The organism is Streptomyces sp. NPDC127108, assembly GCF_042677545.1.
Classification (GTDB): domain Bacteria; phylum Actinomycetota; class Actinomycetes; order Streptomycetales; family Streptomycetaceae; genus Streptomyces.
This window is the reverse complement of the sequence record NZ_JBHXTE010000029.1, coordinates 107,249-130,698: the sequence shown is the minus strand read 5'-3', so window position 1 is coordinate 130,698 and position 23,450 is coordinate 107,249. Positions and strand designations below refer to the sequence as shown.

Annotated in this window: 20 protein-coding genes; 10 read left to right on the top strand and 10 right to left on the bottom strand. The window is 73.0% G+C overall.

Annotated elements, in window-relative coordinates:
• On the top strand, positions 1–338 hold a 338-nt coding region (locus ACFVHO_RS24795; RefSeq protein ID WP_385718532.1), incomplete at its 5' end, for a nucleotide disphospho-sugar-binding domain-containing protein.
• A 470-nt stretch (positions 339–808) separates the two neighbouring features.
• On the opposite strand, the gene ACFVHO_RS24790 is transcribed toward ACFVHO_RS24795, so the two are convergent.
• The gene (locus ACFVHO_RS24790; RefSeq protein WP_385718529.1) at positions 809–3,751 is read right to left on the bottom strand and encodes a lantipeptide synthetase; all 2,943 of its coding nucleotides are present in this window, start codon (positions 3,749–3,751) and stop codon (positions 809–811) included.
• A 182-nt stretch (positions 3,752–3,933) separates the two neighbouring features.
• On the bottom strand, positions 3,934–4,629 hold the full coding sequence (locus tag ACFVHO_RS24785; RefSeq protein WP_385718526.1) for a GNAT family N-acetyltransferase: 696 nt from the start codon (positions 4,627–4,629) through the stop codon (positions 3,934–3,936).
• A gap of 200 nt (positions 4,630–4,829) precedes the next feature.
• Between ACFVHO_RS24785 and ACFVHO_RS24780 the strand changes: the two genes are divergently transcribed.
• Positions 4,830–5,609, top strand: a complete 780-nt coding sequence (locus ACFVHO_RS24780) for a TylF/MycF family methyltransferase (protein ID WP_385718523.1) — start codon at positions 4,830–4,832, stop codon at positions 5,607–5,609.
• A 16-nt stretch (positions 5,610–5,625) separates the two neighbouring features.
• Here ACFVHO_RS24780 and ACFVHO_RS24775 read toward each other — a convergent pair whose 3' ends face one another.
• From ACFVHO_RS24775 to ACFVHO_RS24755, 5 genes are read right to left on the bottom strand one after another with little or no spacing between them, the layout of a single operon-like run.
• Complete coding sequence (locus tag ACFVHO_RS24775; RefSeq protein WP_385718520.1) at positions 5,626–7,380, bottom strand: fatty acyl-AMP ligase; 1,755 nt, start codon at positions 7,378–7,380, stop codon at positions 5,626–5,628.
• Positions 7,377–9,263, bottom strand: a complete 1,887-nt coding sequence (locus ACFVHO_RS24770) for an ABC transporter ATP-binding protein (RefSeq protein ID WP_385718517.1) — start codon at positions 9,261–9,263, stop codon at positions 7,377–7,379. The genes ACFVHO_RS24775 and ACFVHO_RS24770 overlap by 4 nt, the downstream gene beginning before the upstream one ends.
• The gene (locus ACFVHO_RS24765; protein WP_385718514.1) at positions 9,244–10,779 is read right to left on the bottom strand and encodes an aromatic amino acid lyase; all 1,536 of its coding nucleotides are present in this window, start codon (positions 10,777–10,779) and stop codon (positions 9,244–9,246) included. The genes ACFVHO_RS24770 and ACFVHO_RS24765 overlap by 20 nt, the downstream gene beginning before the upstream one ends.
• Positions 10,776–11,975, bottom strand: a complete 1,200-nt coding sequence (locus ACFVHO_RS24760; RefSeq protein WP_385718511.1) for a hypothetical protein — start codon at positions 11,973–11,975, stop codon at positions 10,776–10,778. Before ACFVHO_RS24760 ends, ACFVHO_RS24765 begins: the two co-directional genes overlap by 4 nt.
• A 17-nt stretch (positions 11,976–11,992) precedes the next feature.
• Positions 11,993–12,256 (bottom strand): acyl carrier protein, encoded by a 264-nt coding sequence (locus ACFVHO_RS24755; RefSeq protein ID WP_078618763.1) that lies wholly within the window; start codon positions 12,254–12,256, stop codon positions 11,993–11,995.
• Positions 12,257–13,008: 752 nt separating this feature from the next.
• Here ACFVHO_RS24755 and ACFVHO_RS24750 point away from each other — a divergent pair.
• The 6 genes from ACFVHO_RS24750 to ACFVHO_RS24725 all read left to right on the top strand — a co-directional run bounded on the left by ACFVHO_RS24750 (position 13,009) and on the right by ACFVHO_RS24725 (position 18,865).
• Entirely contained in the window at positions 13,009–13,749 is a 741-nt protein-coding gene (locus ACFVHO_RS24750) for an LmbU family transcriptional regulator (RefSeq protein WP_385718508.1), read from the top strand.
• A gap of 40 nt (positions 13,750–13,789) precedes the next feature.
• Positions 13,790–14,899 (top strand): DegT/DnrJ/EryC1/StrS family aminotransferase, encoded by a 1,110-nt coding sequence (locus ACFVHO_RS24745; RefSeq protein ID WP_385718506.1) that lies wholly within the window; start codon positions 13,790–13,792, stop codon positions 14,897–14,899.
• 27 nt (positions 14,900–14,926) lie between these two features.
• Positions 14,927–16,372 (top strand): NDP-hexose 2,3-dehydratase family protein, encoded by a 1,446-nt coding sequence (locus ACFVHO_RS24740; RefSeq protein ID WP_385718504.1) that lies wholly within the window; start codon positions 14,927–14,929, stop codon positions 16,370–16,372.
• Between the two features lie 57 nt (positions 16,373–16,429).
• A complete protein-coding gene (locus tag ACFVHO_RS24735) occupies positions 16,430–17,077 on the top strand; it encodes a dTDP-4-dehydrorhamnose 3,5-epimerase family protein (RefSeq protein WP_385718501.1) in 648 nt (215 codons plus the stop codon).
• A 22-nt stretch (positions 17,078–17,099) separates the two neighbouring features.
• Positions 17,100–18,395 carry an NAD-dependent epimerase/dehydratase family protein gene (locus tag ACFVHO_RS24730; protein ID WP_385718498.1) on the top strand — a complete coding sequence of 432 codons (1,296 nt, stop codon included), beginning with the start codon at positions 17,100–17,102 and terminating at the stop codon, positions 18,393–18,395.
• A 215-nt stretch (positions 18,396–18,610) separates the two neighbouring features.
• Complete coding sequence (locus tag ACFVHO_RS24725) at positions 18,611–18,865, top strand: chaplin (protein WP_385718495.1); 255 nt, start codon at positions 18,611–18,613, stop codon at positions 18,863–18,865.
• Positions 18,866–18,943: 78 nt separating this feature from the next.
• On the opposite strand, the gene fabG is transcribed toward ACFVHO_RS24725, so the two are convergent.
• Both fabG and ACFVHO_RS24715 read right to left on the bottom strand, forming a co-directional pair.
• The gene (gene fabG, locus ACFVHO_RS24720) at positions 18,944–19,648 is read right to left on the bottom strand and encodes a 3-oxoacyl-ACP reductase FabG (protein ID WP_385718492.1); all 705 of its coding nucleotides are present in this window, start codon (positions 19,646–19,648) and stop codon (positions 18,944–18,946) included.
• 50 nt (positions 19,649–19,698) lie between these two features.
• The gene (locus tag ACFVHO_RS24715) at positions 19,699–20,454 is read right to left on the bottom strand and encodes a TetR/AcrR family transcriptional regulator (RefSeq protein WP_385718489.1); all 756 of its coding nucleotides are present in this window, start codon (positions 20,452–20,454) and stop codon (positions 19,699–19,701) included.
• A gap of 148 nt (positions 20,455–20,602) precedes the next feature.
• On the opposite strand from ACFVHO_RS24715, the gene ACFVHO_RS24710 reads away from it, so the two are divergent.
• Both ACFVHO_RS24710 and ACFVHO_RS24705 read left to right on the top strand, forming a co-directional pair.
• Positions 20,603–22,387 (top strand): MFS transporter, encoded by a 1,785-nt coding sequence (locus ACFVHO_RS24710; protein WP_385718486.1) that lies wholly within the window; start codon positions 20,603–20,605, stop codon positions 22,385–22,387.
• A gap of 239 nt (positions 22,388–22,626) precedes the next feature.
• Positions 22,627–22,998 carry an STAS domain-containing protein gene (locus ACFVHO_RS24705; protein ID WP_385718483.1) on the top strand — a complete coding sequence of 124 codons (372 nt, stop codon included), beginning with the start codon at positions 22,627–22,629 and terminating at the stop codon, positions 22,996–22,998.
• A 44-nt stretch (positions 22,999–23,042) separates the two neighbouring features.
• Here the strand turns inward: ACFVHO_RS24705 and ACFVHO_RS24700 are convergent, their stop codons facing one another.
• Positions 23,043–23,429, bottom strand: a complete 387-nt coding sequence (locus tag ACFVHO_RS24700) for a DUF5997 family protein (protein WP_385718480.1) — start codon at positions 23,427–23,429, stop codon at positions 23,043–23,045.
• Positions 23,430–23,450 lie beyond the last annotated feature (21 nt).

Sequence of the window (23,450 nt, the reverse complement as noted above, 5' to 3'; positions counted from 1 at the left end):
TGGCGGCGCTGGCTCCGACGTGTGCGGTGATGGTTCATCACGGCGGGTTCGGCACGATCGGCACGACCTCCCTGCACGCCGTCCCCCAACTCGCCGTCGCCGAGGAGATCGACGCCCCGATCCTCGCCAGGGGCCTGGCCGCGTACGGCGCCGGAGTCGACCTTCCCGTGGCGGAGGCGACCGGCGAACGCGTCGCGCACGAAGTGCGGCGGCTGCTCACGGAATCCTCCTTCACCGAAGGGGCACGGCGGCTGCGCGCCGACATGAGGGCCATGCCGAGCGCCGCCGACGTCGTCCCCGAACTGGTCCGGATCGCCGAGCGGCACCGGGGCCGCTGAGCGCCGGACACGCGTGGACGTAGCTGGAAAGAAGACGGGGAGAGCGCAGAGAGTGAGTGGGGGGTCCCTGGGCTCAGGGACCCCCCACCGCCGGCTCAGTCGGCCCGGCTGGCGGCCGCGGTGGACTGCCGCTGCGGCCCTCTCGCTCTCATCGCGTCGTCAGCGGGTCAGCAGTTCACGCTGCCCGTGCTGCCGAGCAGCTCGTCGTCGAGGGTCGACGTCTCCAGCTCCTGAAGCTCCAGAACGTTCATGCGGTGTCACCTCCTCCCAAGCGCTCGCTGCGGTGCCGGCGGCGGTGGGCCGCCGAAGTCAGTGGTGCGTCGCGGTCGGCGGCCGCCGTGGACCGCCGCCGCCGCTGCCGGTCCGCTCTCGTCGTGCCGTGACAGCGGGTCAGCAGCCCACGCTGCCGGTGCTGCCGAGCAGCTCGTCGTCGAGGGTCGACGTCTCCAGCTCCTGAAGCTCCAGAACGTTCATGCGGTGTCACCTCCAGCCGGCTGTTCGCAGGGGATCCGGGGACGGTCGTCCGCCGGGAGTCCGTGGTCCGCCCCGGCCGCCGGGTGTCCGGCGCGGCGCAGGAACGGCAGCGGGGGCGGCCCGCCGTCCGTGACGTACGACAGGGCCGCGAGGACGCCCGCGTTGCCCGTCGCCAGGTCCATGGAGAGGCGCAGACCGCTGTGGCCCGGGAACGCCACCTCGCCGCGGTGGGCGAGTGCGTGCCAGTGGAGGCTGCCCAAGTGCTCGGCCACCGGGTCCACGCTGCCCTCGGTGCTGCCTTCCGAGCCCTCGGACACGGCGACCGGCAGGTGCCGCCGCAGCGCGTGCGCCGCCGTGAGGAGCCCGGCCCGCCCGTTGAACAGCTGGCTCTCGACCGTGAGCGGCGAGCGCGCGGCGAGCGCGAGAGCGGGCAGCGCCTCCGCGATGCGCGGGTCGTCCGTGTGGTCGGTCAGCAGGTCGGCGACGAGGCCGATGCCGACCGACCCGGTCTCCAGGTACGGCAGCGAGCGGAAGCCGCCGTCGACGTGCAGCACGCCTTCCTCGCGCAGCACGCACAGGTCCAGGTCCCGGTGCACGGCACGCACCGCGTGCCGCAGGTGGGCGGCCTCACCCGTGGCCTCGTACATCCGCAGCAGGAACAGGCCGACCCCGGACCAGCCGCGCAGCAGCCCGCCGTGGGTGCCGGGCTCGCCGCGGGCGCGGTCGATGCCGTGCGGGCGGCCGTCGTCCAGCGCGGCGACGGCGCGCGCGGCCAGCTCCCGGGCCTCCTTGAGCCAGGCGTGCCCCGGCTCGTCCCCGGCGAAGTGCAGTAGGTTGAGGCCGACGCCCGCGAGGCCGCCGTACAGGCTGACGTCGGTCATCTCCTCGACGCCGGCGCGGGCGCGGTCGATCAGCTCCCTGGCGGCGGCGTGGTGGCCGAGGTGGTCCAGGACGTGGGCGACGCCGTGCGCGCCGTCGTGGAAGCCGGGCCGGACGTGGTCGGCGCGGGCCGCCCGCAGCAGCCAGTCCTCGTACGCGGTCTCGCGCTCCCCGCCCGCCACGGACAGGGCCCACAGGACGCCCGCGGCGCCGTGCGCGAAGCCGCCGGGGGCCTCGTTGAACTGCCGGGGGTCGCCGGGGAAGAGGCGGTCGTCGCGGTCCGGGGTCGCGGACGCGTGCAGGGCGCGGGCCATGGAGGCGCGTACGGCCGCCCAGTCGACGGGCGAGGTGTCGAGACGCACGTCGGCGACGGCTCCGACCGGCGACGGGTCGCGGCGTCGGCCCGGGCCAGCGGCGGCCTCTGCCTGCCCGGCGGGCCGCGGTGCCTGGTCGTCGGGTGCCTCGGCCAGGCCCGCCGTGATCGTCGCGACGAAGTCGTCCGGCAGGCCGAAGCGCCGTGCCGCCGCGGCCGCGAGGCGCGCCCCCATGTCCGGGCAGACGCCGAGCGACGTCACGAGCGGCAGGTACAGCCACAGCCGCAGCACCGTCAGGGCGTGTTCGTCGACCGCCGCGCCGGTCTTGCGGCGTGCGGCGAAGCCGGGGTAGCCGAGGGTCGGGCGGGTGTTCTCGGAGACGGGGAAGGCCATCTCGAAGTCGACGAGGCGCACCTTCGGCGCGGAGTCGCGGGGTGGCGCTGTATCGCCGGGTGCGGCCGTCTCGCCGGGTGCCGTCGTCTCGTCGGGTGTCGCTCGGCCGTCGGGCTGCGCCTGGGCGTCGGGCTGCGCCTGCTCGCCGGGTTGCGCCTGCACGTCGGGCTGCGCCTCCCCGCCGGGCCGCGCTCGCCCGCCGGACGCGGCGTCCTCCTCGGGACCGAACGCGCCCTCCGCCACCAGCACGTTCCCGGGGTGCAGATCCCCGAAGGCGATGCCCTCGGCGTGCACGCGCCGGACCAGCGCGGCCACCTCGGCGTGCAGGGCCTCCGCGCGCCGGGCGTAGTCGCGCAGCCCCTCGGGCGAGCACGCGCTCCAGTTCACCAGCGGGTGATGGCGCACCATCCAGCGCTGCAGCGGGATGCCGTCCAGGTGCTCCATGGCGAGCATGGAGTGGCCGCCGAAGTCGAAGAGTTCGTACGCCCGCGGCACGCCGGGGACGCCGGCGAGCCGGTCCAGGACGCGCTTCTCGTGGGCCAGGCGCGCCGTCGCGTCGAGGCCCGCGCCGTCCCGGCCGGTGTGCGGCCTGGCCTCCTTGAGGACCACGGGGCCGCCGTCGTCCCGGCGCGTCGCGGCGTACACGCCACCGGCGTTGGAGAAGTGCAGGGCCTCCTTGACCCGGTAGCCGAACTCGCCGCTCGCGGAGGTGCGCCGCTCGATGTGCGGGCGCAGGACATCCGGGACCGGTACGCCCTCGGGCAGCGCGAACGCGGGCCGCCTGCGGTCGGGCACGAGGCGCCCGTCGGCTCCGGTGAGGGCGAGCACGAGCGCGCCGTCGTCCGTCCAGCACCAGCGCTCACGGAAGGCGCCGTACCGGAAGTGGACGGGGCCCTCGCCCCAGCGGCAGTCGGTCAGGATGTACGGTCCGTCGCTGCCCGCGAGGCGTTCGTCCAGCTCGCGTGCGCAGTCGGCGAACTCCGCCTCGTCGCGCGGGTAGACGGCGATGAACTTGCCGCCGGCCGGGCGGGGCGCGTACTTGGAGTTCATGGCGTTCAGGAGCGACCGGCTGCGCAGGTGCTTGAAGGGCACGCGGGCCCGCAGACAGTGGTCGGCGACGACGTCCAGGACGCGCTCGGCGTTGTCGTGGGTCGCGGAGACATGGATCTTCCAGCCCTGGTCCACGGTGTGCGGGTGCTCGGGCTGGTACATGTCCCAGACGCGGGCGGCCCGGTGCCGCCAGCCGTCGGGCAGTGGGGCGAACCGCGGGGGCACCAAGTGCTCCTCGGTGGCGGACCGCGCCGGGGTCTCGAAGAACACCGGGTCCACCAGGGTGTAGATCGACCAGTCCACGGACACGAGGCACCTCCAGCGGAATTCCTGGAATGGGTCGGCCGTGCTTTCGACGGCCGTCGCGGTGATCGCCTCGTGGAGGTTTCGATCGTTAGTCGTTAGTCGTCAGTAGTTAGTCAGTAGTCGGTGGTGAGCAGTCCGAAGTCGGTACGGGGGGAGAGGTCTGAGCGTGCGAGTCGCGGCTATCGCGTGAAGGGGGTCAGTGCGGTCGCCGGTCCCCTGCCGAGATATTCGGCGAGCGTCCTGCGGGCAGCCGCCTTCGGTTCGCTCGTCGTGCCGAACCAGGCGTCCTGGCCGGGCTTCTGCTCCCATTCCCCTCTGACGAACAGCGCTTCGTATTCATGGCGCAGCATGGACCACATGGCAACGTCGTGATATTCGCCCTTGAAGAACTTGCGTTCCCTGAGGACGCCTTCGAGGACGAAGAAGCGGGTGCGCATCACCATCTGCAGCATCGGTTCGTTGAACAGGCCCACCCAGAACTGGAGCCGGTGCGCGCCCAGGTCCTCGAAGAGGTGCTCCACGACGAGGCCGAAGCCCTCGGCGCCGTAGCCCCGCGACCACAGGTCGCTGCTTCCGATGGCACCGCTGATCTCGAAGGTCGTGTCCCGTTCGCCGCCGACACGGTGGAACTTCACCATGCCCACGCGCTCCCCGTCCAGGGACCGCATCGTGCAGAAGCGCGAGCCCGACGCGGCGTCGGCCCGCAGCGTGTCCACCGTGACCCGCTCGGAGACATCGCCGGTCAGGGCGGCGACATCCCCGTCGGGGCTGAGCCATTTCGCGAATTGTTCGTAGTCGGCGGCGGTCGCATATCCGAGCTCGACGCGGCGTCCGACACGAATGGCTTCGCTGGTCTTCGGCGTCTCGATGGTCATGAACTCCTGCTTTCCCAGTGAGTGCGGCCATGGTTGCCCGGGGCCGGTCCCGCGTCAACCATTCACGCGGATTCCGCTTCAATCACCGCGGGTACAAGCGCAGTTCATGAGCGGTGGCTCTGTATTCCGTCTCGCCGGCGGGACACACTGGTGCCACACTGCTGTCGATTCTCAGCCCGGAAGCGACAAGGGGGACGCCTGTGCTCACACATTCCCGCGACCTGTATCTGGACCTGATGAAGAAGGTCGTCACCAACACCATCTATCAGGACAACGCACACGGCTGGGTGCGGAACAAGGATTTCGACGCCGGGTTGCCGAGCATCGAATACGACGACGAACTCCGCGCCGGCGGCCGGGACATCCCGCGCGTCGCGCACACGATGATCGGCGGCAAACGCCTCGACAATCTGCACGCGTGCGTCGAGCAGGTGCTCTCCGACGACATCCCCGGAGACCTCATCGAGACCGGGGTCTGGCGGGGCGGCGCCACTATCTTCATGCGCGCGGTCCTGAAGGCGTACGACATCAAGGACCGCACGGTGTGGGTCGCCGACTCCTTCGAGGGCATCCCCAAGGGCGACCCGGTGCGGTACCCGGGCGACGACCTCGCGCCGCTGTACCGCTTCAACGACGTCTTCGGCGTCTCGCGGACGATCGTGGAGGAGAACTTCCGCCGCTACGGGCTCCTCGACGACCAAGTGCGGTTCCTGCCCGGCTACTTCCGCGACACGCTGCCCGACGCCCCGGTGGAGAGCCTGGCGGTGCTCCGCATGGACGGCGACCTGTTCGAGTCCACCATGGACGCGCTGGTGCACCTCTACCCCAAGCTGTCCGTCGGCGGCTACGTGATCGTCGACGACTACCGCGCCCTGCCCCCGTGCCGGGTCGCCGTCTACCAGTACCGCAGGGAGCACGGCATCACCGACCCCATCGAGGAGATCGACGGGGTCGGTGTGTTCTGGCGGCGTACGCGGTGACCGCGGGACGTCGGGGTCAGGTCGAGTAGGCCCCCGCCGCGTACCGCTGACGGCACAGGCCCCGCTGGATCTTGCCGCTGGTGGTGCGCGGCAGCGTCCCTCTGCGGACCACCACCGTGGCGTGGACCGCGAGGCCGTGCTGGCGGCTCACCGTCTGCCGGATGCGTTCCGTCAGGGCGTCGCGGTCGGGCTCGGGCAGCGCCGTCATCGCCGCGTCGGCCTCCATCAGGACGATGAGGCGTTCCGTCGGGTCGCCCTCGACGCCGATCGCCGTCGCCGCCACCGGCGCCACCGACTCGACGGTGGCCTCGATGTCCTCCGGATAGTGGTTGCGGCCCCGCACGATGATGACGTCGTCCATGCGGCCGACCACATAGAGTCCGCCGTCGTGCTGGAAGCCCCAGTCGCCCGTGCGCAGCCACCCGTCGGCGTACACGCGCGCCGTCCGCTCCGGCGCCCGCCAGTACCCGTCGGTGCGGTTGGGGCCGCTCACCCAGATCTCGCCGACCCGGCCCGTGGTCTCCTGGCCGGTCGCCGGATCCGCGATCCGCACCCGCACCCCGGGCACCGGCGTCCCGTTGCCGACCAGGTGCACCGAGTCCGGTCCTTCCGGCACCGGCCGCACCTCGCCCGCGGTGAGGGCGGCACGCTCGAAGTGGCCGCCGGTCGCGCCGGTCGCGTTGGGCGTCATCGTCACGGACAGCGTCGCCTCCGCGAGGCCGTAGCACGGCACCGGCGACCGGGGGTCGAGGCCCGCGTCGGCGAAGGCCGCCACGAACGCCGCCACCGACCGCGCGTGCACCGGCTCTCCGCCGATGGCAAGGGCGCGCAGCCCGCTGAGGTCCAGCGTCGCCACCTCCTCGGCGGTGACGCGCCGCACGCAGTGGGTGAGGCCGAAGTTGGGGGTGACCGTCCAGTCGGCGCGGTAGTCCGACAGGGCGCGCAGCCAGCGGTAGGGGCGGTGCAGGAAGCCCATCGGGCTGAGGTGCACCATGTGCATCCCGGCGCTGAGGGGGCTCGCGATGGCGCAGACGAGCCCCATGTCGTGGAAGAGCGGCACCCAGGACACGGCCGTCCTGGCCGGCATGAAGCGCGAACGCATCTGGTACGCCGCCGCCGACAGGTTCGCGTGCGTGACCCGCACCCCCGCGGGCGCCCCGGTGGAGCCCGACGTGTACTGCAGGTACGCCACGTCGTCGGGCTCCGCGGGCGGGCGCCGCCACTTCGCCGCCCGGTGCGGCGGCACCTCGTCGACGTGCAGCACCGGCCCCTGCTGCCACCCGGTGCTGCTCAGCGCGTTGCGCACCGCCGGGCGCACCTGCGACGTCGTCAGGACACAGCCCGGCGTGCTGTCCCGAAGCACCGAACGCAGCCGCGTCTGACTGCGGAACAGCTCCGGCGCGTACAGGGGCACCGCGATCACCCCCGCGTACAGACAGGCGAGGAAGGCGACCACATAGTGCTCGTCGTGCGGACACAGGACCGCGACGCGGGCCCGGGGCGGACACGCCGCCTGGAGCTCGGCGGCGACGGCCCGGGCCCGCTCGTCGAGTTCGCGGTAGGTGAGCGTGACCACGGTGTCCGCGCGCCGGGCCCCGCCCCGCACCCGGTGGTCGCCGAGCACGGTCAGGGCGGGCGCGTCGCCGTGCTCGGCCGCGAGCCGTCGCACCGTGTCGGCCAGGTACTCCAGGCCGACCGGCTCGGGCCCGAGCGTCGAGAGCGTGAAGCCCGTGGTCGGCGTGTGCGCGGTACGGGGTGCCTCGATGCTCATGGACGCTCTCCCAGGGTGTCGCCGATGCGGGCGGCGGACGCTTCGAGCTCACTGACGGGCAGCAGCATCTGCGTGGCGGCGAGCTCGCGGTACAGCGCGTCCTCGCTCAGCAGCTCCTCGTGGGTGCCGACGGCGCGGATGCGGCCGCCGTCCATCACGACGATCCGGTCGGCCATGCTCACGGTGGACAGGCGGTGCGCGACCACCACGACCGTGGTCTCGGCCGTGATGCCGGTGATGACCTCCCGCAGGGCGTTCTCGTTGCGGGCGTCGAGCTGCGAGGTGACCTCGTCGAGGAGCAGCAGCCGTGGCCGGCGCAGCAGCGCGCGGGCCACGGCGACCCGCTGGCGCTCACCGCCGGACAGCTTGGTGCCGCGGTGGCCGACCTCGGTGTCGAGGCCGTGCGGCAGGCGCGCGACGAGTTCGCCGAGGCGCGCCTGCTCGACGACGCGGCGCAGCTCGTCCTCCTCGACGTACGGCATCCCGATGCACAGGTTGTCGCGGATCGTCCCGGCGAGGACGGGGGCGTCCTGCTCGACGTAGCCGATGGCGGCACGCAGTTCGCCGAGGTCGAGTTCGTGGATGTTGCGGCCGTCCATGCGGACCGTGCCGCTCTGCGGTTCGTAGAACCGCTCGATCAGGGAGAACACCGTGGACTTGCCCGCGCCCGAGGGGCCCACGAAGGCGGTCATCCCGGCCGCGGGGATCTCGAAGCTGATGCCGTGGTGCACCACGGGCCCGTCGCCGGGGTAACGGAAGACGACGTCGTGGAACGACAGCGACGCGGGCGCGGGAGTGTGGTCCGCGCGCACCGGGGCCGGGCGCTGCGGGCTCTCCGGCTCGGTGCGCAGGCGCAGCAGCTCGCTGACGCGCGACATCGCCGCGGCCACCACGTTGAACCGGATCATCGCGGTGACCAGCGCGCCCAGCGGCGGCACCAGGTAGAAGAGATAGAGCAGGAACGCGATCAGACTGCCCAGGCTCATCGCGCCGGACGCCACCCGGGCGCCGCCGACGCCGAGGACGGCGAGGAACGCCACCTGGATCGTCACGGTGATGAAGGCGCCGACGAGCGAGTCGAGCCGGGCCACCTTCAGGCTGTGCCGCCAGGCGCGGCGCGCGCCGCGCTCGGCGATCTCGGCCTCGCTGTTCTCCGCGCCGGACGCCTTGATGGTCCGGAAGGTGCCGAGCGCCCGCTCCAGGGCCGTGCTCAGCTCCGCCACGCCCTCCTGGGCGCGGCGCGCGGCGCTCTCCAGCTGAGGCAGGCCCGTGGCGACGAGGATGCCGCCGAGCAGCACCACGGCCAGCGTGGTGAGCAGCAGCACCCAGTCCATCAGGCCCATCAGGACGAGGATCGCGACGAGCATCACCGAGCCGTTGACGGTCTCCACGATCGCGGTGGTGACGGCGCTGCGCATCAGGGTGGTGTCGGCGGTGGCCCGCGACATCAGGTCGCCCGGCGGGATCTTGTCCGTCTCGGAGACCCGCAGCCACAGCACCCGCCGGATCACCTCGCGGCGGGTGCTCAGCACGACCGACTCGGAGACCCGCATCAGGATGAACGTGCCGATCGCGCCGACCACCGCCGACACGAGCACGAGGGCCGTCAGCGCGATCAGCGCGCCCATGACCGGGGTGCTCGACTCCAGGTTCTCCACCACGGACTTGGCGATGACGGGCTGGATCAGGCCCGAGAAGCCGCCGAGCAGCGACAGGCCGCCGCCGAGCAGGATGCGCCCGCGCTGCGGCCGCAGATAGCGGAGCATGTCCCGCCACGCGTCGGGCCGTAGAATGGCCGGACGGCCGGACTCGGTCCGCTCCTCGGGCTCGCGCTCGTCCGGCGGGTCGGTCTTTCGCGCGGCGTCAGGCGCCGTACCCAGCATCTGCGCTCTCCTCCTCGCGTTCGATGAGCTCCGTGGCGAGGCGCGCGAGGACGTCGCGGGCGTCGCGCACCTCGGGCGCCAGCGGCCGGTCAGCAGCCAACGCGGGCGAGACGCGGGCCAGTTCGGCCCATACGCCCGGGGAGTCCGTGCCTTGTCCGGTGAGCGCCGCGTACTGCGTGACCGCGACCGCGAGCGAGCCCACGACCAGCCACGCCTGGTCGACGGCGTCGCTCACGGCGTTCGCGCCGTTGAGGGCCATCGGCACATGGTCCTGGTTGAGGCCGTTGCTGGGCAGCGCCGTCAGGCCCGCGGGGTAGACGAGCTGGCGGATGCGCGCGACGAACGAGGTGGCGCTGATCTGCACCCCGGCGAGACCGCTGCCCCGGCCGGGCACCGGGGTGAGCATGGGCGGCTGGCCGCCGTTGGTCTCCGGCAGGCACAGCAGGGCCAGTTGGCGCTCGGCGAGGAACGCGATCTGCTGCAGGCACAGGCCGATCTGGTCGGACGCGAGGCCCACCGGCATCGCGTGGAAGTTCCCCGCGTGCAGGAACTCGCCCTCGTAGTACACCGGGTTGTCCGTACAGCCCACCGCCTCGCGGACCAGGATGTCCTCCAGCATGGACAGTTGGTCGACGACCGCGCCGATCACCTGGGGCGCGCAGCGCAGGCTGTACGGCTCCTGCAGCGGGCGCGCCGGGTCGCGGCGGTGGTCCGGCGGCAGGTCCTCCCTGATCCACCGGGCCGCCACCAACTGCCCCGCCTGGCCGCGCGCATGGCCGACTCCGGGGTGGTACGCCTGCGGGCTCGCGCCGAGCAGCGTCACCGCACGCGCGGTGAGCGCGGCGACCGCGCGGGCCAGCCGCAGCACCTCCCGGTGGTTGAGCAGCGTGACCGCGAGGCTCACGCTGGTGCCGTTGACGAACGACAGGGCCTGCCGGGCCCGCCACGTCACCGGGCGCGCGCCGAGCGCGGCCAGGGCCTCCGCCGACGGCCGCACCCGCCAGTCCCCCGAGCCGTCGCGCAGCCACGCCTCGCCCTCCCCGGCCAGGGCGAGTGCCGCGTGCGCGAGGGGCTGCAGGTCGCCGCTCGCGCTGACCGTGCCGTCGCGCGGGATCACCGGCGTGAAGCCCTGGTTCCACAACTCGGCGACCCGGTCCCAGAATTCGGGCGAGACGGCCGAGTGGCCGAGCCGCATGCTGTTGAGCCGTATCCACAGCACCAGACGGCAGACCTCCGGGGACAGCGGCCGGCCCTGGCCGCTGCCGAGGTGGGCGATGAGGCCGCTGCCCTGGTCGGTGTCGGACGCGGCGGCCGCGTACTCGACCAGCGGGCCGAAGCCCTGCGTGACCCCGTACACCTGCTCCTGGTCGGCGAGGGCGCGGGCGAGCCGGTCGACACCGGCCCGCATCCGCTCCGCCTCCAGCGGGCTGCACGGGCGCACCCGGGCGTCGGGGCGGGCCTGGCGCACGATGTCCGCCAGGCGTTCCTTGGGCGACTCGGCTACGTCTGTGATCATGTCGCGGCTCCTGCGTCAGCGGGGCGGGTGGGGTGGATCCGGCGCGGCAGGCCGGTCGGGGAGCGGTCGATGCGGTCGACGATGTGCACTTGGCGGGGCTGGACGGTGAGGTCGTGGCCCGCGACGAGCGCCCGCACGCGGGCCCGGTCGAGACGGCGGCCCGGCGGCGGCACGACGTACAGCTCCAGGTGCTCGCCGCTGAGCTCGTCGGCGACGGGCAGGCAGGCCAGATCCGCGCAGTCCACGACGGCGCGCAGCGCACGCTCCAGAGCGCCCAGTTCCACTCGACGGCCGTTGATCTTCACAAGGCCCCCGCGCCGGCCACTGAAGCGGAACCGGCGTGCGCCACAGGGCCGTACGAGATCGTCGGTGCGCCAGACGGGGAGGGGAGCGAGGCCCGGCCGGGAGGCCAGGCGGGGGCTGCGGACCGTCAGGGGGACGTCGGGGTCGGTGTCGGCTTCGGTGCTGGCTTCGTCGTCGGGGTGGCGGGGAGCGGGGACGAACCCCAGGCCGTCGGAGCCGTCGGAGTCGTGGGGGTCGGGGACGAACTCCACGTCGTCGAACAGGTCCCACGGCGGGTCGTCGGGCCCCCACTGCCGCCAGGCGATGCCGCCCGTCTCCGTGGACCCGAACACCTCCCGCACCGAGACCCGTCCGGGGCCCGCCTCCTGGACGAAGTCCTGCGCGGCCGACGGGAGCATCGCGGTGCTGTGGAGCACGGCGACGTGCTCGCGGGCCTCGATCCAGGCGCGCTTGCGGCGCAGTGCCGAGAACGACCAGGGCACCGCGATCACCGCCCACCGGCCCCCGGGCGACGGGGGCATGGCGCCGAAGAAGTGGGGGCGGTACCAGACGGGAAGTCCGAGCCTGGCCGGGACGAGCAGGGTCGCGAGAGCCCCGTACACATGCCGGGGCGGCGCGAACGACAGGACGGCCTCGGGGCGTTCGGGCCGAAGGAGCTCGGCCAGCATGCCCGCCTCCGCCCACAGCTGGTCGCGGGTGCGCCGCCAGCACTCGCTGGGGCCGGTCGTGCCGGACGTGTGGAAGTCGAGGGTCGGGGGCAGCGCCCCGCGCACCAGGTCCCCGGCGTCCTCGCCGAGCAGGTCCCAACGGACCAGCCAGGGGCGCTCGTTGACGTCGGGAGCGGCGGGGCCCGCGGCCAGGACCTCGTGCGGGGTCAGCTCGGGATGGCTCACCAGGTCACCTCGTGTCGTCACTGACTGTGTTCAACCCGTTCCCGTACCAGGTCGACGAGATCCTGCACCGTGGTGATCGTGGCCAGCTCCTCGTCGGGTATCTCATCACCCGCCTGCCGCTGGAGCGTGAAAGCGATCTCCACCATGGAGAGGGAATCGATCCCGAGATCGTCCACCAAGGACTTACCGGGCTCCACCTCTTCGGCCGGAATTCCGGCTACTTCTTCCACCGCTTCGGCGACGAATCGAAGTGCGGCGCTCTGGTTCATGAGTGCGTCCATGGCTATCTCCTATTTCATCGATGCGCGAACGGTCAATCCACTCCTGTCCGGATCCCATTGGAAAATGCCGGAAAACAGCTCGTCACGCCCGGTCAGAAGTGCTGTGGAAGAAATAGCGGCGGGTTGTTGTCCACTTGTGGTCCGAGGGCGTGCGCCGGTAAGAACGCGGGAGTTGTGGGGGCGTCGCGGCGGCAGTGGAACGCCTCCGCGCCGTGCCCGCCGCCGACCGTCCCGCCGGCGGGACGCCGTGCCGCGTCCCGGACCGACCCTGCCCACCGCCGCCGGAACCAGCCCCGGGTGCCCGGTCCCGCGCATCCGGAACGGCCTGCCGACACGGTCCGCCCGCCTCCGGGCCGACCACCCGCGTTGCGAAAAGCGCAGGCGCGCTCGGACCCGCCGCATGACACGGGGACGCGCCGAAACCGCCGGAATCAGACCGTGCCGGAAGGCGATCAACCGCATGCTCCGGTCCGGGTTCGCCGTCGGCCCATCCGGAACAACCGGCCATTCATTCCCCTGGACACCGCGCCGTGACCTGCCGCAGACTGCCGGAGTCTCGGGACGACTCGGGGCAGGTGAGAGTACAGCACGCTCACACGGAGGATGTCTTGCCAAGCAAGAGGCACGGGGGAATACCTCCCGGCGTGAGGCCGCTACCGCACTCGATTCCCACAGCGATTCCCAACCAGATTTCCAATCCGATTGCCAGAACCATTGCGGGAGGACTGCCGAGAGACCACAATCCATCGAATGTGCAGAACCGTAAATTCGGATCGCAGTTGCATGTGAACGCGTCCGTGGTGGCCCGGCGCACCTCGCTCGACCTGCCGGTCGACCTGCCACTGGACCGCTGGCGCAGCCTCGGCACGCACATCGCCGTCATCGCGGACTCGTCCAGCTGGTGGCTCGGGGACTGGCTGATCTACGGCCAGGCGCACTACCCCGACCGCTACAAGATCGCCCTCGCCGACACGTCCCTGAGCTACCAGACGTTGCGCAACTACGCCTGGGTCGCGGGCCGGTTCGGCGTGGCACGACGGCGCGGTCGGCTCAGCTTCCAGCACCACGCCGAGGTGGCGGGCCTGGAGGAGCGGGCCCAGGACCACTGGCTGGAACAGGCCGAACGGCACGGCTGGTCCCGCAACGAGCTGCGCCGCCACATCAGGGAGAGCCTGCGCGCCCCCGAACGCAGACCGCCGCCGGAGGAGGCGGCGACGCGACCGGGGACGAGTGAGAAGCAGGCGGCCATCCGCTTCAAGATCACGACAGAGCGGCGCATCCGCTGGCAGAAGGCCGCGGCCAACCAGGGCCAGGCACTCGCCGAGTGGATCGTCTCCGTACTCGACCGCTGCGCGCCCGCAACGGTGCGCCCCGCTGACGGCGCCACCGCCGAACTCCCGCACCACCCGGTCCTCGCCGGGCGCGCGCTGGAGGAGTGCGGCGCCGCCCACGCGCGGTGCGGGCCACTGGAGCCCGCGGCGCCGCAGCCGTAGCGCGACCAGCCGACCCCGAGCGAACCGAGGACCAGTGACCATGGGCATCAAGGTCTGGAACTACCTTGCGGAGTACGACGCCGAGCGCGCCGACATCCTCGACGCCGTCGACACCGTCTTCCGCTCCGGACAGCTGATCCTCGGTCAGCGGGTCGGGGCCTTCGAGCGGGCGTTCGCGGACTACCACGGAGTACCGCACTGCGCCGGTGTCGACAACGGCACCAACGCTCTCGTCCTCGGCCTGCGCGCGCTCGGCGTCGGCCGCGGCGACGAGGTGATCACCGTAGCCAACACGGCGGCACCCACCGTCGTCGCGATCGACGCCGTGGGCGCGACGCCCGTGTTCGTCGACGTGCACCCCGAGACGTATCTGATGGACGTGGACCGCGTACCGGACGTCATCACCGAACGCACCAAGTGCCTCCTTCCGGTGCACCTCTACGGCCAGTGCGTCGACCTGGCGGCACTGGCCGAGCACGCGGCCGCGCACGGGCTCGCCGTCCTGGAGGACTGCGCGCAGGCCCACGGCGCGCGGCAGCACGGCAGGCTCGCCGGGACGACCGGGGACGCCGCCGCGTTCTCCTTCTACCCGACCAAGGTCCTCGGCGCCTACGGCGACGCCGGGGCCGTCATCACCTCCACGGCGACCGTCGACGCGGCACTGCGCAGGCTGCGCTACTACGGCATGGAGGACCGCTACTACGTCGAGGCGACCCCCGGCCACAACAGCCGCCTCGACGAGGTGCACGCCGAGATCCTGCGCCGCAAGCTGACCCGGCTCGACGACTACCTGGCCGCGCGCCGGGCGATCGCCGCCCGCTATGAGGAAGGCCTGGCCGGCACGGATCTCGTGCTGCCCGCCCTGGCCGAAGGCAACGACCACGTGTACTACCTGTACGTCGTCCGCCACCCCCAGCGCGACAGGATCATCGCCGAGCTGGCCGCGCGGGACATCACGCTCAACGTCAGCTACCGCTGGCCCGTCCACACGATGAAGGGCTTCGCCCACCTCGGCCTTCACCGGGGCGACCTGCCCGTCACCGAGCGCGCCGCCGACGAGATCTTCTCGCTGCCCATGTACCCCTCGCTGACCAAGGCCGAGCAGGACCTGGTCGTGGAGGCGCTGCGCGAGGTGCTCGCCGCTCTGTAGTCGTCCGGTCCGGGCCAACGGCGTTCCGTGGGAGGTGCCGTCATCGTCACGTCACGTCGATCCGCCGCGGTCGCGGCGGCGCTGGATCCGGACGCCGCGAGCCCGGCCCCGGAGCGGGTGGACCCGGCCGTCGAACTGGCTGACCTGGACGCCGCGTTCGCCGCCTGGTGGGACGAACGCCGCGGTGCGGCCCGGTTGTCCGTCACCCCTGTCCCCTTCCGTGACCTGCCGCACTGGTCGTTCACGCGGGACGGCGACCTCGTCCACGACAGCGGCCGCTTCTTCACGGTCTCCGGGATGCGGGTGCGCGGCCCCGAGGGCCCGGGGCGCGACCAACCGGTGATCCTGCAACCGGAGATCGGCGTGCTCGGCCTGCTCGTCAAACAGCTGGACGGTGAACCGCACGTGCTCCTCCAGGCCAAGGCGGAGCCGGGCAACATCGACGGCATTCAGCTCTCGCCCACCGTCCAGGCGACCCGCAGCAACTACACCCGGGTGCACCGGGGCGGCGCGACCCGCCACCTGGAGCACTTCAGGGGCCCCGGCCGAGGCCGTGTCCTCGTCGACTCCCTCCAGTCCGAACAGGGCGCGTGGTTCTGGCGCAAACACAATCGGAACATGGTCGTCGAGCCGGTCGGCGAGGTCGCCGAGCACCCCGACTTCCGCTGGATCGCGCTGCGTACGGTGCGGCGGCTCCTGGGCGTCGACCACCTGGTCAACATGGACACGCGTTCCGTACTGGGGTGTCTGCCCGCCGGCCCCGTGCCCACCGCGGCCGCGCTCACCGAGCCGGTGTCCCGCGCGCCCGCGCCGCCGGGGGCCGCCGTCGACCCGCTGTCGCTGCGCGCGCTCACCAGCTGGCTCATCGACGCCAAGCAGCACTGTCCCTGGTACGCCAGGCCGGTCCCGCTCGCGGACGTCGAGGGCTGGACGCGTACGGAGACGGAGATCGCCGACGACGCGGCGCGGTCGTTCCGCATCATCGCGGTGCGGGTGGAGGCGGGCACCCGCGAGGTGCGGCAGTGGGCCCAGCCGCTGCTCGCGCCCCGCCGCCCGGGCCTCGCGGTGTTCCTCTGCCGTTCCATCGGGGGAGTGCCGCGGGTCCTGGTCCGGGCGCGGACCGAGCCGGGCCTCGGAGACCTCGTCGAGCTGGGCCCCACCGTCCAGTGGTCCGACGACATCGGGCCCGCCGTGCCGGAGGAGGCCGGACCGTTCGACGGCTCGGCGCTGTCCGACGACCCGGCGTGCGTACGCTTCGACGCGGAGCTGTCCGAGGAGGGCGGCCGCTTCCACCGGGCGGCGACCCGCTACCGGATCATCGAGGCGGACGCCACGCTCCCGCCCTGTGACGCTCAACTCCCTGATGACTACCGCTGGCTGACGCCCCATCAACTCCACGCGCTGGTCGCCATCGGCCACCACGTCAACGTCCAGGCACGCAGTCTCCTCGCCTGCCTGGCGTCCCTCCCGTGAACCACCCGTGCCCCACCCCCGCGGAACCTCGCGAACCCTGTGGAAAGGAAAGGTGCCGTGCGGACAAGCGAGTTGGGCGTACGCGGCGCGTACGCGTTCACTCCCACCGTCTTCCCCGACGAACGCGGTCTGTTCGTCGCCCCCTATCAGCGGCCCGCGTACATGCACGCCGTCGGCGGCCCGCTGTTCCCCGTGGCGCAGACCGGGCACAGCAGGTCCCGGCGCGGGGTCGTCCGCGGCGTCCACTTCACCCGCACCCCGCCCGGCATGGCCACCTATGTGCACTGCGCCCGCGGCAGCGCGCTCGACCTCGTCGTCGACCTGCGCGTCGGCTCGCCCACGTTCGGCCGCTGGGACTGCCTGGTCCTGGACGCGGAGACGTTCCGGGCCGTGCACCTGCCGGTCGGCGTGGGCCACGCCTTCCAGGCCCTGGAGGACGACACGGTGATGGAGTACCTGCTCTCCGGCGGCTACGCGGCCGACGACGAGAAGGCGGTGTCGGTGGCCGACCCCGCCCTCGCCCTGCCCCTGCGCGACGACCTGCCGCGCATCCTGTCCCCCCGCGACCAGAGCGCCCCCACCCTCGCCGCGGCCGAACGCGCGGGCCTGCTGCCGGAGTACGAGACGTGCCTGCGCCTGGACGCCCGCCTGCGGGAGGCGGCGCTGGCGGGGGCGGGGGCGCGTGAGGGGGAGCGGCATGGGTGAGGTGGGGGTGGGGGGTGGACGTGTGGGTTTCGGGGGGCCCGGTAACTCCGGGGGCTCCGCGAGGCCCGCGAGGCCCGGGGGGTCCGGCGGCTCCGGCGGTTCCGGGGATTCCGGCCGGTCCGGGGGTTCCGGTGATTCCCTCGGCACCGGCCGCAGCGGTACTGCCGCCCACGACACCCCCAAGCCCGACGGCACCGACCGCCGCCCCCGCAGCTCCGGCGCGCCCCTCCGCGACCGCCCCTCCGCCGTCGCCGAGCCGCCCCGCGTCGCCGTGCTCGGCGCCTCCGGCTTCCTCGGCTCCGCCGTCGCCGCGATGCTCGCGCGGCGGCGGCTGCGCCTGCGGCTGGTGGCACGGCGCCCCAGCGCGGTCCCGGTGGGCGCGGTGGCCGACGTCGAGGTGCGCGCCGCCGATCTAACCGACACCACGAGCCTGGCCGCCGCCGTCGGTGACGTCGACGCGATCGTCCATCTGGTGTGCCACCGGTCCGGTGCGCGCGCCTGGCGCACCGACGACGATCCGCTGGGGGAGTGGGTCAACGTCGGCATGGTGCACGCGCTCGTCGACATCCTGCGCGCGGCCCCCGGCGCGCGGCGGCCCGCCTGTGTCTTCGCCGGGTCGGCCAGCCAGGTGGGGCTGACCGCACGGGACCGCGTCGACGGCACCGAGGAGGATCACCCCGCCAGCGGCTACGACCGCCACAAGTCCCTGGCCGAACGGGCGCTCCTCGACGCCACCCGCGAGGGCGTGCTGCGCGCGGTGTCCCTGAGACTGCCGACCGTCTACGGCGAGAGCCGCACGCCGACCGCCGCCGACGGCGGCGTGGTGACCGCCATGGCCCGGCGCGCCCTGGCCGACGAGCCCCTGACGGTGTGGCGGGACGGCACCATCGGCCGGGACCTGCTGCACGTCGACGACGCGGCCCGCGCCCTCGTCACCGGCCTCGACCGGGTCGGCGAACTCGCGGGACGGCACTGGGTGGTGGGCACCGGCCGCATGACCACGCTCGGCGACCTGTTCCGCACCGTCGCCCGCCTCACCGCCGACACCACCGGCCGCCCCCCGGTCCCTGTCGTCACCGTCGAGCCCCCGGACCACGCGACCCCCGTCGACTTCCACAGCTTCACGGTCGACGCGACCGCGTTCCGCCGGGCGACAGGCTGGGCACCACGGGTGCCGCTGCACGTGGGGTTGTCCCGCACGGTGGCCGCGCTGGCGCGGGACGGCGAGGCGGGGCAGGAGGGCGGGGCGAGCTGCCCGAGCGGGGCCGACGGGACCGAGAGCCTGGGCGGGTCGGACAAGGCGGGCAGGTCGGGCTAGGCACGGTCCGACGGGTCGTACGACCAGGTCGCGTACGACCAGGTCGACGACTGGAGTGCCGTGGCGGGCCTCCTTCGGCCCCGCCGCCTGCTGCTCCGGGCCGGTCGACGCCTCGTCAGTCGCGGGTCATTCCATCGGGCTACCAGGACTTTCTCGCCCACCGCACCGCAGGGAGGCTCGGGAAGGACGTTCCCTTCGCACCAGGAGGTACCCCCATGCGCACTCGCGTGCTCCTCGCCTCGGCCGCGCTCGCCGTGACCACGTTGGTCGGCGGCGCCACCTCGGCCGCCGCCGACGGCGATGCCGAGGCCCACGGCAAGGTGGAGAACTCGCCCGGCGTGCTCAGCGGCAACCTCCTCCAAGTGCCGGTCGATGTCCCCGTGAACCTCTGCGGCAACACGGTGAACGTCGTGGGCGTGCTCAACCCCGCCCCGGGCAACGAGTGCTCGGACGGCTCCGGCGGGCACTAGGGCCGGACCGTTGGGGCGATCCAACGGACGGGCCCTGGTGGACGGGGCGCGGGGGCAGAGGTGGGCCGGGGCGACCCCTCAGTGGCCCATCCCCAAGCCCCCGTCCACCGGCACCACGGCCCCCGTGATGTATCCGGCGTCCGGCCCCGCGAGGAACGCGACCACCGACGCCACCTCCGCCACCGTGCCCACGCGGCCCAGCGGCACGCCCTCCGTCATGGCGGCGAGCCGGGCCTCGGGCAGGGACGCCGTCATGTCCGTGTCGATGAGGCCGGCCGCGACGACGTTCACCGTGATGTTCCGGGGCGCCAGCTCCCGGGCCAGGGAGCGGCCGAAGCCGATGAGGCCCGCCTTGGACGCGGCGTAGTTGGTCTGGCCCGCCGTGCCGAGCAGGGCGGAGACCGACGAGATCAGGACGACGCGGCCCCGGCGCGCTCTCATCATGGGGCGGACGGCACGCTTGGCGACGCGGTAGGCCCCGCCCAGGTTGGTGTCGAGGACGGCGGTGAAGTCGTCCTCGGCCATCACCGCGAGAAGCCGGTCACGAGTGATGCCCGCGTTCGCCACGAGGACCTCCACCGCGCCCTGCTCCGCCTCGACCTCCTTGAACGCGCGGTCCACCTGCTCGGGGTCCGTCACATCGCACCGCACCCCGAACAGCCCGGCGGGCGGCGAGCCCGAACGGAACGTGACCGCCACCCGGTCACCGTCCTCGGCCAGACGGCGGGCCACCGCGAGCCCGATCCCCCGGTTGCCGCCCGTCACCAGAACCGACCGTGTCATCGCTTCCTCCCCCGTATCGCGCGGACTTGCCCTGTCCCGCCCGCCGCGGCCTACGCCGAGCGGCGGAGCACCAACTGCTCGATCCCGTCCAGGAGCCGCTCGAGGCCGAACTCGAACGGAGCTCCGGAGTACGGCGTGCCGCCCGCCGCCAGCGCCCGGCTCAGGGCCGGGTACGCGTCGAAGTCCACCAGCCGCCCGAGGACCTGGTCCCGCTCCTTGGTGTCCTCGGCGGCGTCCACGGCCCCGGTCCCGGACGCGGAACGGTCGGCCTCCGGCCCCCGCAGCCGCCCGAGCCCCCGCACATACGCGTCCACCGTCTCGATCGCCGACAGCTTCTCCGCCTCGCTGAGCCCCGTGTCGTCGAAGATCCGCAGCGCCGAGTCGAGCCAGCGCAGCATGTTCGGACCCGGCACCTGCTCGGCCGCGCCCAGCTCAAGGACCCAGGGGTGGAGCCGGATCTCCCGCCAGTCGTCGTGCGCGAGAGCCGTGAGCTTGGCGCGCCAGTCGCCGGGCCACTCGTGCGGCAGGGTCCGGCCGATCGCCACGGCGTCGAGCATCAGGGCCTCCAGCTCGGCCCGCCCCGGAACGTAGGTGTACAGCGAGGCGACGCCGACTCCGAGCCGCGCGGCGACGCGGCGCAGCGACATGGCGGCGGGGCCCTCCTGCTCGGCCACCTCGATCGCGGCCTCGACGATCCGGTCCAGGGTCAGCCCGCGCGCCGGTCCGCGGGAGCCGCGCGTGTCGCGTCCCCAGAGCAGCGCGAGCGCGCGCTCTAGCGGGGTCGAGGCGGTCAGCGGATCCGTCACCGTGCGGCACCCTCCGGCTCGTACGCCGTCCTGAGCGGCGTACCTTTTGCGATCACCACGAAACTCAGTATACCGTTCGGAGTTAACCGAACAGTGCTCGGAGATTGGGCAGAGTCAGACGGCGTCGGTCGGAGTTTGGGGCGGATACATGATCGGAGACATTCCCGCGGCGGCCACGAAGAGCCCGCGGGCGCCCCGGCGGCGCGAGGAGCGAACGCTGCACGCCGCCGCGTTCACCAACGGCCCGAACGAGCTCTTCGACTTCATCCTGCCCCTCTGGGCGGGCGCGGCCCTCGGCCTGAGCGCCACCGAGGTCGGCATCCTGATGGCCGTCGAGATGGCCCTCTCCGTGATCGCCCGGCCGATCGCCGGTGTGCTCGCCGACCTCTTCGAGCGGCGCTACGTCGCCGCGACGGGCGCGGTCCTGTACGCGGCCTCCGCCGCCGGATACGCCCTCGCGCAGAACGCGGCCTCCGCCTACGCCGCCGCGGCGGTCGGCGGTGTGGGCGGCGCCCTGCTGTGGGTCGCGGTCCGCGCCATCATCAGCGAACGCCTCGCGGAGGACTCCGCGGTCTTCCCCCGGCTCCTCGCCTCCCAGGAGACCGGCTCCTGGGTGGCCTTCGTCGCGGGCATGGTGCTGATCGGCGAGATAGGCTTCGACGGGGTGTTCTGGGTCTGCGCGGGGGCCTGTCTGCTCGCCGCCGCGCTGCTGTTGTCCGCGCCCCGCAGACAGGATCCCGCGGGCCCGCGGGGCGGGGGAGCGGGTGGTGCCCCCGGCGCGACCGGGCCGGGCGGCGCTCAGGGCGTGAGCGGGCCGGAGGGCGTTGAGGGCGTGAGCGGGCCGGAGGGTGCCGCGGCTCAGGACGCGAAGAGCGCGGCGGGCTCGGCCATCGCCGGACTCGGCGCCGTCGGGCGCAGGCTCCGCCCCATGCTGCTCGCCGTGGTCGTGACGATGACGGCCGAGGCCGCGATCTCGCTGCTGCTCCTGATGCACCTCCAGCGCGAGTTCGACCTGGAGGTCGTCCAGGTCGCTTACGTCTTCCTGCCCGGCGCCATCGCCATGAGCGTCGCCGCCGAGCGCCTGCACGGCTACGTGGTCCGCTTCGGCCGCACCCGCATCCTGATGTGCGCCTCGTTCGCCAGCGCCGCCTTCGCGGCCGGACTCGCCTGGGCGCCGAACCCCGTCGTCATCGCCGCGCTGTGGATCCTCAGCGGGCTGGCCTGGGCCGCGGTCATCCCCATCCAGCAGGCAGTCATCGCGGAGGCGTCGGGCGAGCACACGGGCCGGGGCATGGGTGTGTACGAGTCCGCCAACCTGCTCGGCGCGCTGATCGGCGCCCTCACCGCGGGCATGCTGTACGACGGCGCCGACTGGACCGTCGCCTGCCTCAGCGCGGCCGCCCTGATCCTGGCCGGCGCCGTCGTCGTACCCCGTGCGGTACGGAGCCTGGGCGTCGCCGACGTACCCCCGCCGCCGCCCGAAGCCGAGCGTGCACCCGATCCCGAGCCCGAGGCCGCGTCCGTACCGGAGCCGGAAGCGACACCCGCGACGAGCCCGGCCGACGGTACGCCGCCGCGCGTGAAGAGCGCCGCCGTGAAGGACCCCGCGGCGAAGAGCGCCGTCGTGAAGGACGCGGGCGCGAAGGAGGAGCCGCCGAGGACCCGGGAGCAACTCCTGCGGGAACTCGGGCGGCACGCGGCCGTGTTCGCCGTCGTACAGGTGCTCCTGATGCTGGTGGGGCTCTCGTGGCTGCGCGATCTGGTCACCCAGGACACCGTCGACGTACTGCTCCACGGTGGCGGTCAGGAGTCCGGGTTCGCCCGGGTGCTTGAGGACGGCGGCAAGATCTGGGTGTTCGTGATGGTCGGGCACGCGCTGTGGACCGGTGCGAAATGCCTGGCCATGGCGGTCGGCAGGGGCGGACGGGACTGACCGCGCCGCCGTCGTCCGCCTGCCGCGGGTGGCGTGTGGCGGTGTCGGCACGTGTCAGCAGTAATCGGCCAACTCTTGTTTAATGCAGGGCAGTTGCATTATTCTCCGGCCGTCGGGTATGCCAAGGGCAAGAACGTGCCACCCCTGTCCCCGGTGGCGACAGCTCATCGCTCAGACCCCGCCGGTGGATCGCACTGACTCACCCCGGAGCCGCTCTCACGGTGCCCTGAGGGGGAACGATGCTCGAGAACCACGCCGAGTTCGGCCTCCGGGCCGAGGTTCGGCAGGAGCGGCTGGTCGTCACGTTCTGGGGCGAGCTGGACATCCTCGCGGACGAGGTTCTCGCCGCCCCGCTCACGCGACTGGCACGGGAGAGTCACCGTGACCTCGTCCTTGACCTGCGGGCGGTGTCGTTCCTCGACTGCGGGGGGCTGACGCTGCTGTGCCGCGCTCGGGACGGGGCACAGCAGCGTCAGGCGGGGGTGACCCTGGTCGTCGACAACGTGTTCTTCCGCAAGATCCTTCGGCTGGCCGGATTGGCCGACACGTTCGAGATCACCGGGGATCTGGAGAGCGCGCTCACTGCGGGGGCGGAGGGTTCACCCGTGTGACGCCGGGTCCCCTCGGCCCTCGTCGCCCCCAGCCCTCGTCGTTCTCAGCCCTCGTCGTTCTCGCGCTGCTTCTCCTTCAGGCGCGCCGCTTCCTTGCGGACGTCGGCCTGCGTGGCGCGCTCCCGGCGCAGCCACTCCGGGTTCTCCGTCTTCAGGGCGTCGATCTGCTCCGTGGTGAGCGCCTCGGTGACGCCGCCGCGGGCCAGGCCCGAGATGGAGACGCCGAGCTTCGCCGCGACCACCGGGCGCGGGTGCGGGCCGGTGCGGCGCAGGTCCTGCAGCCACTGGGGCGGGTCGGCCTGCAGTGCGTTGAGCTCGGCCCGCGAGATCACGCCCTCCTGGAACTCGGCGGGGGTGGCCTCGAGGTACACACCCAGCTTCTTCGCCGCGGTCGCGGGCTTCATCGTCTGGGTGGTCTGGTGCGACGTCATGGTCACCAGGGTATCGAGCGC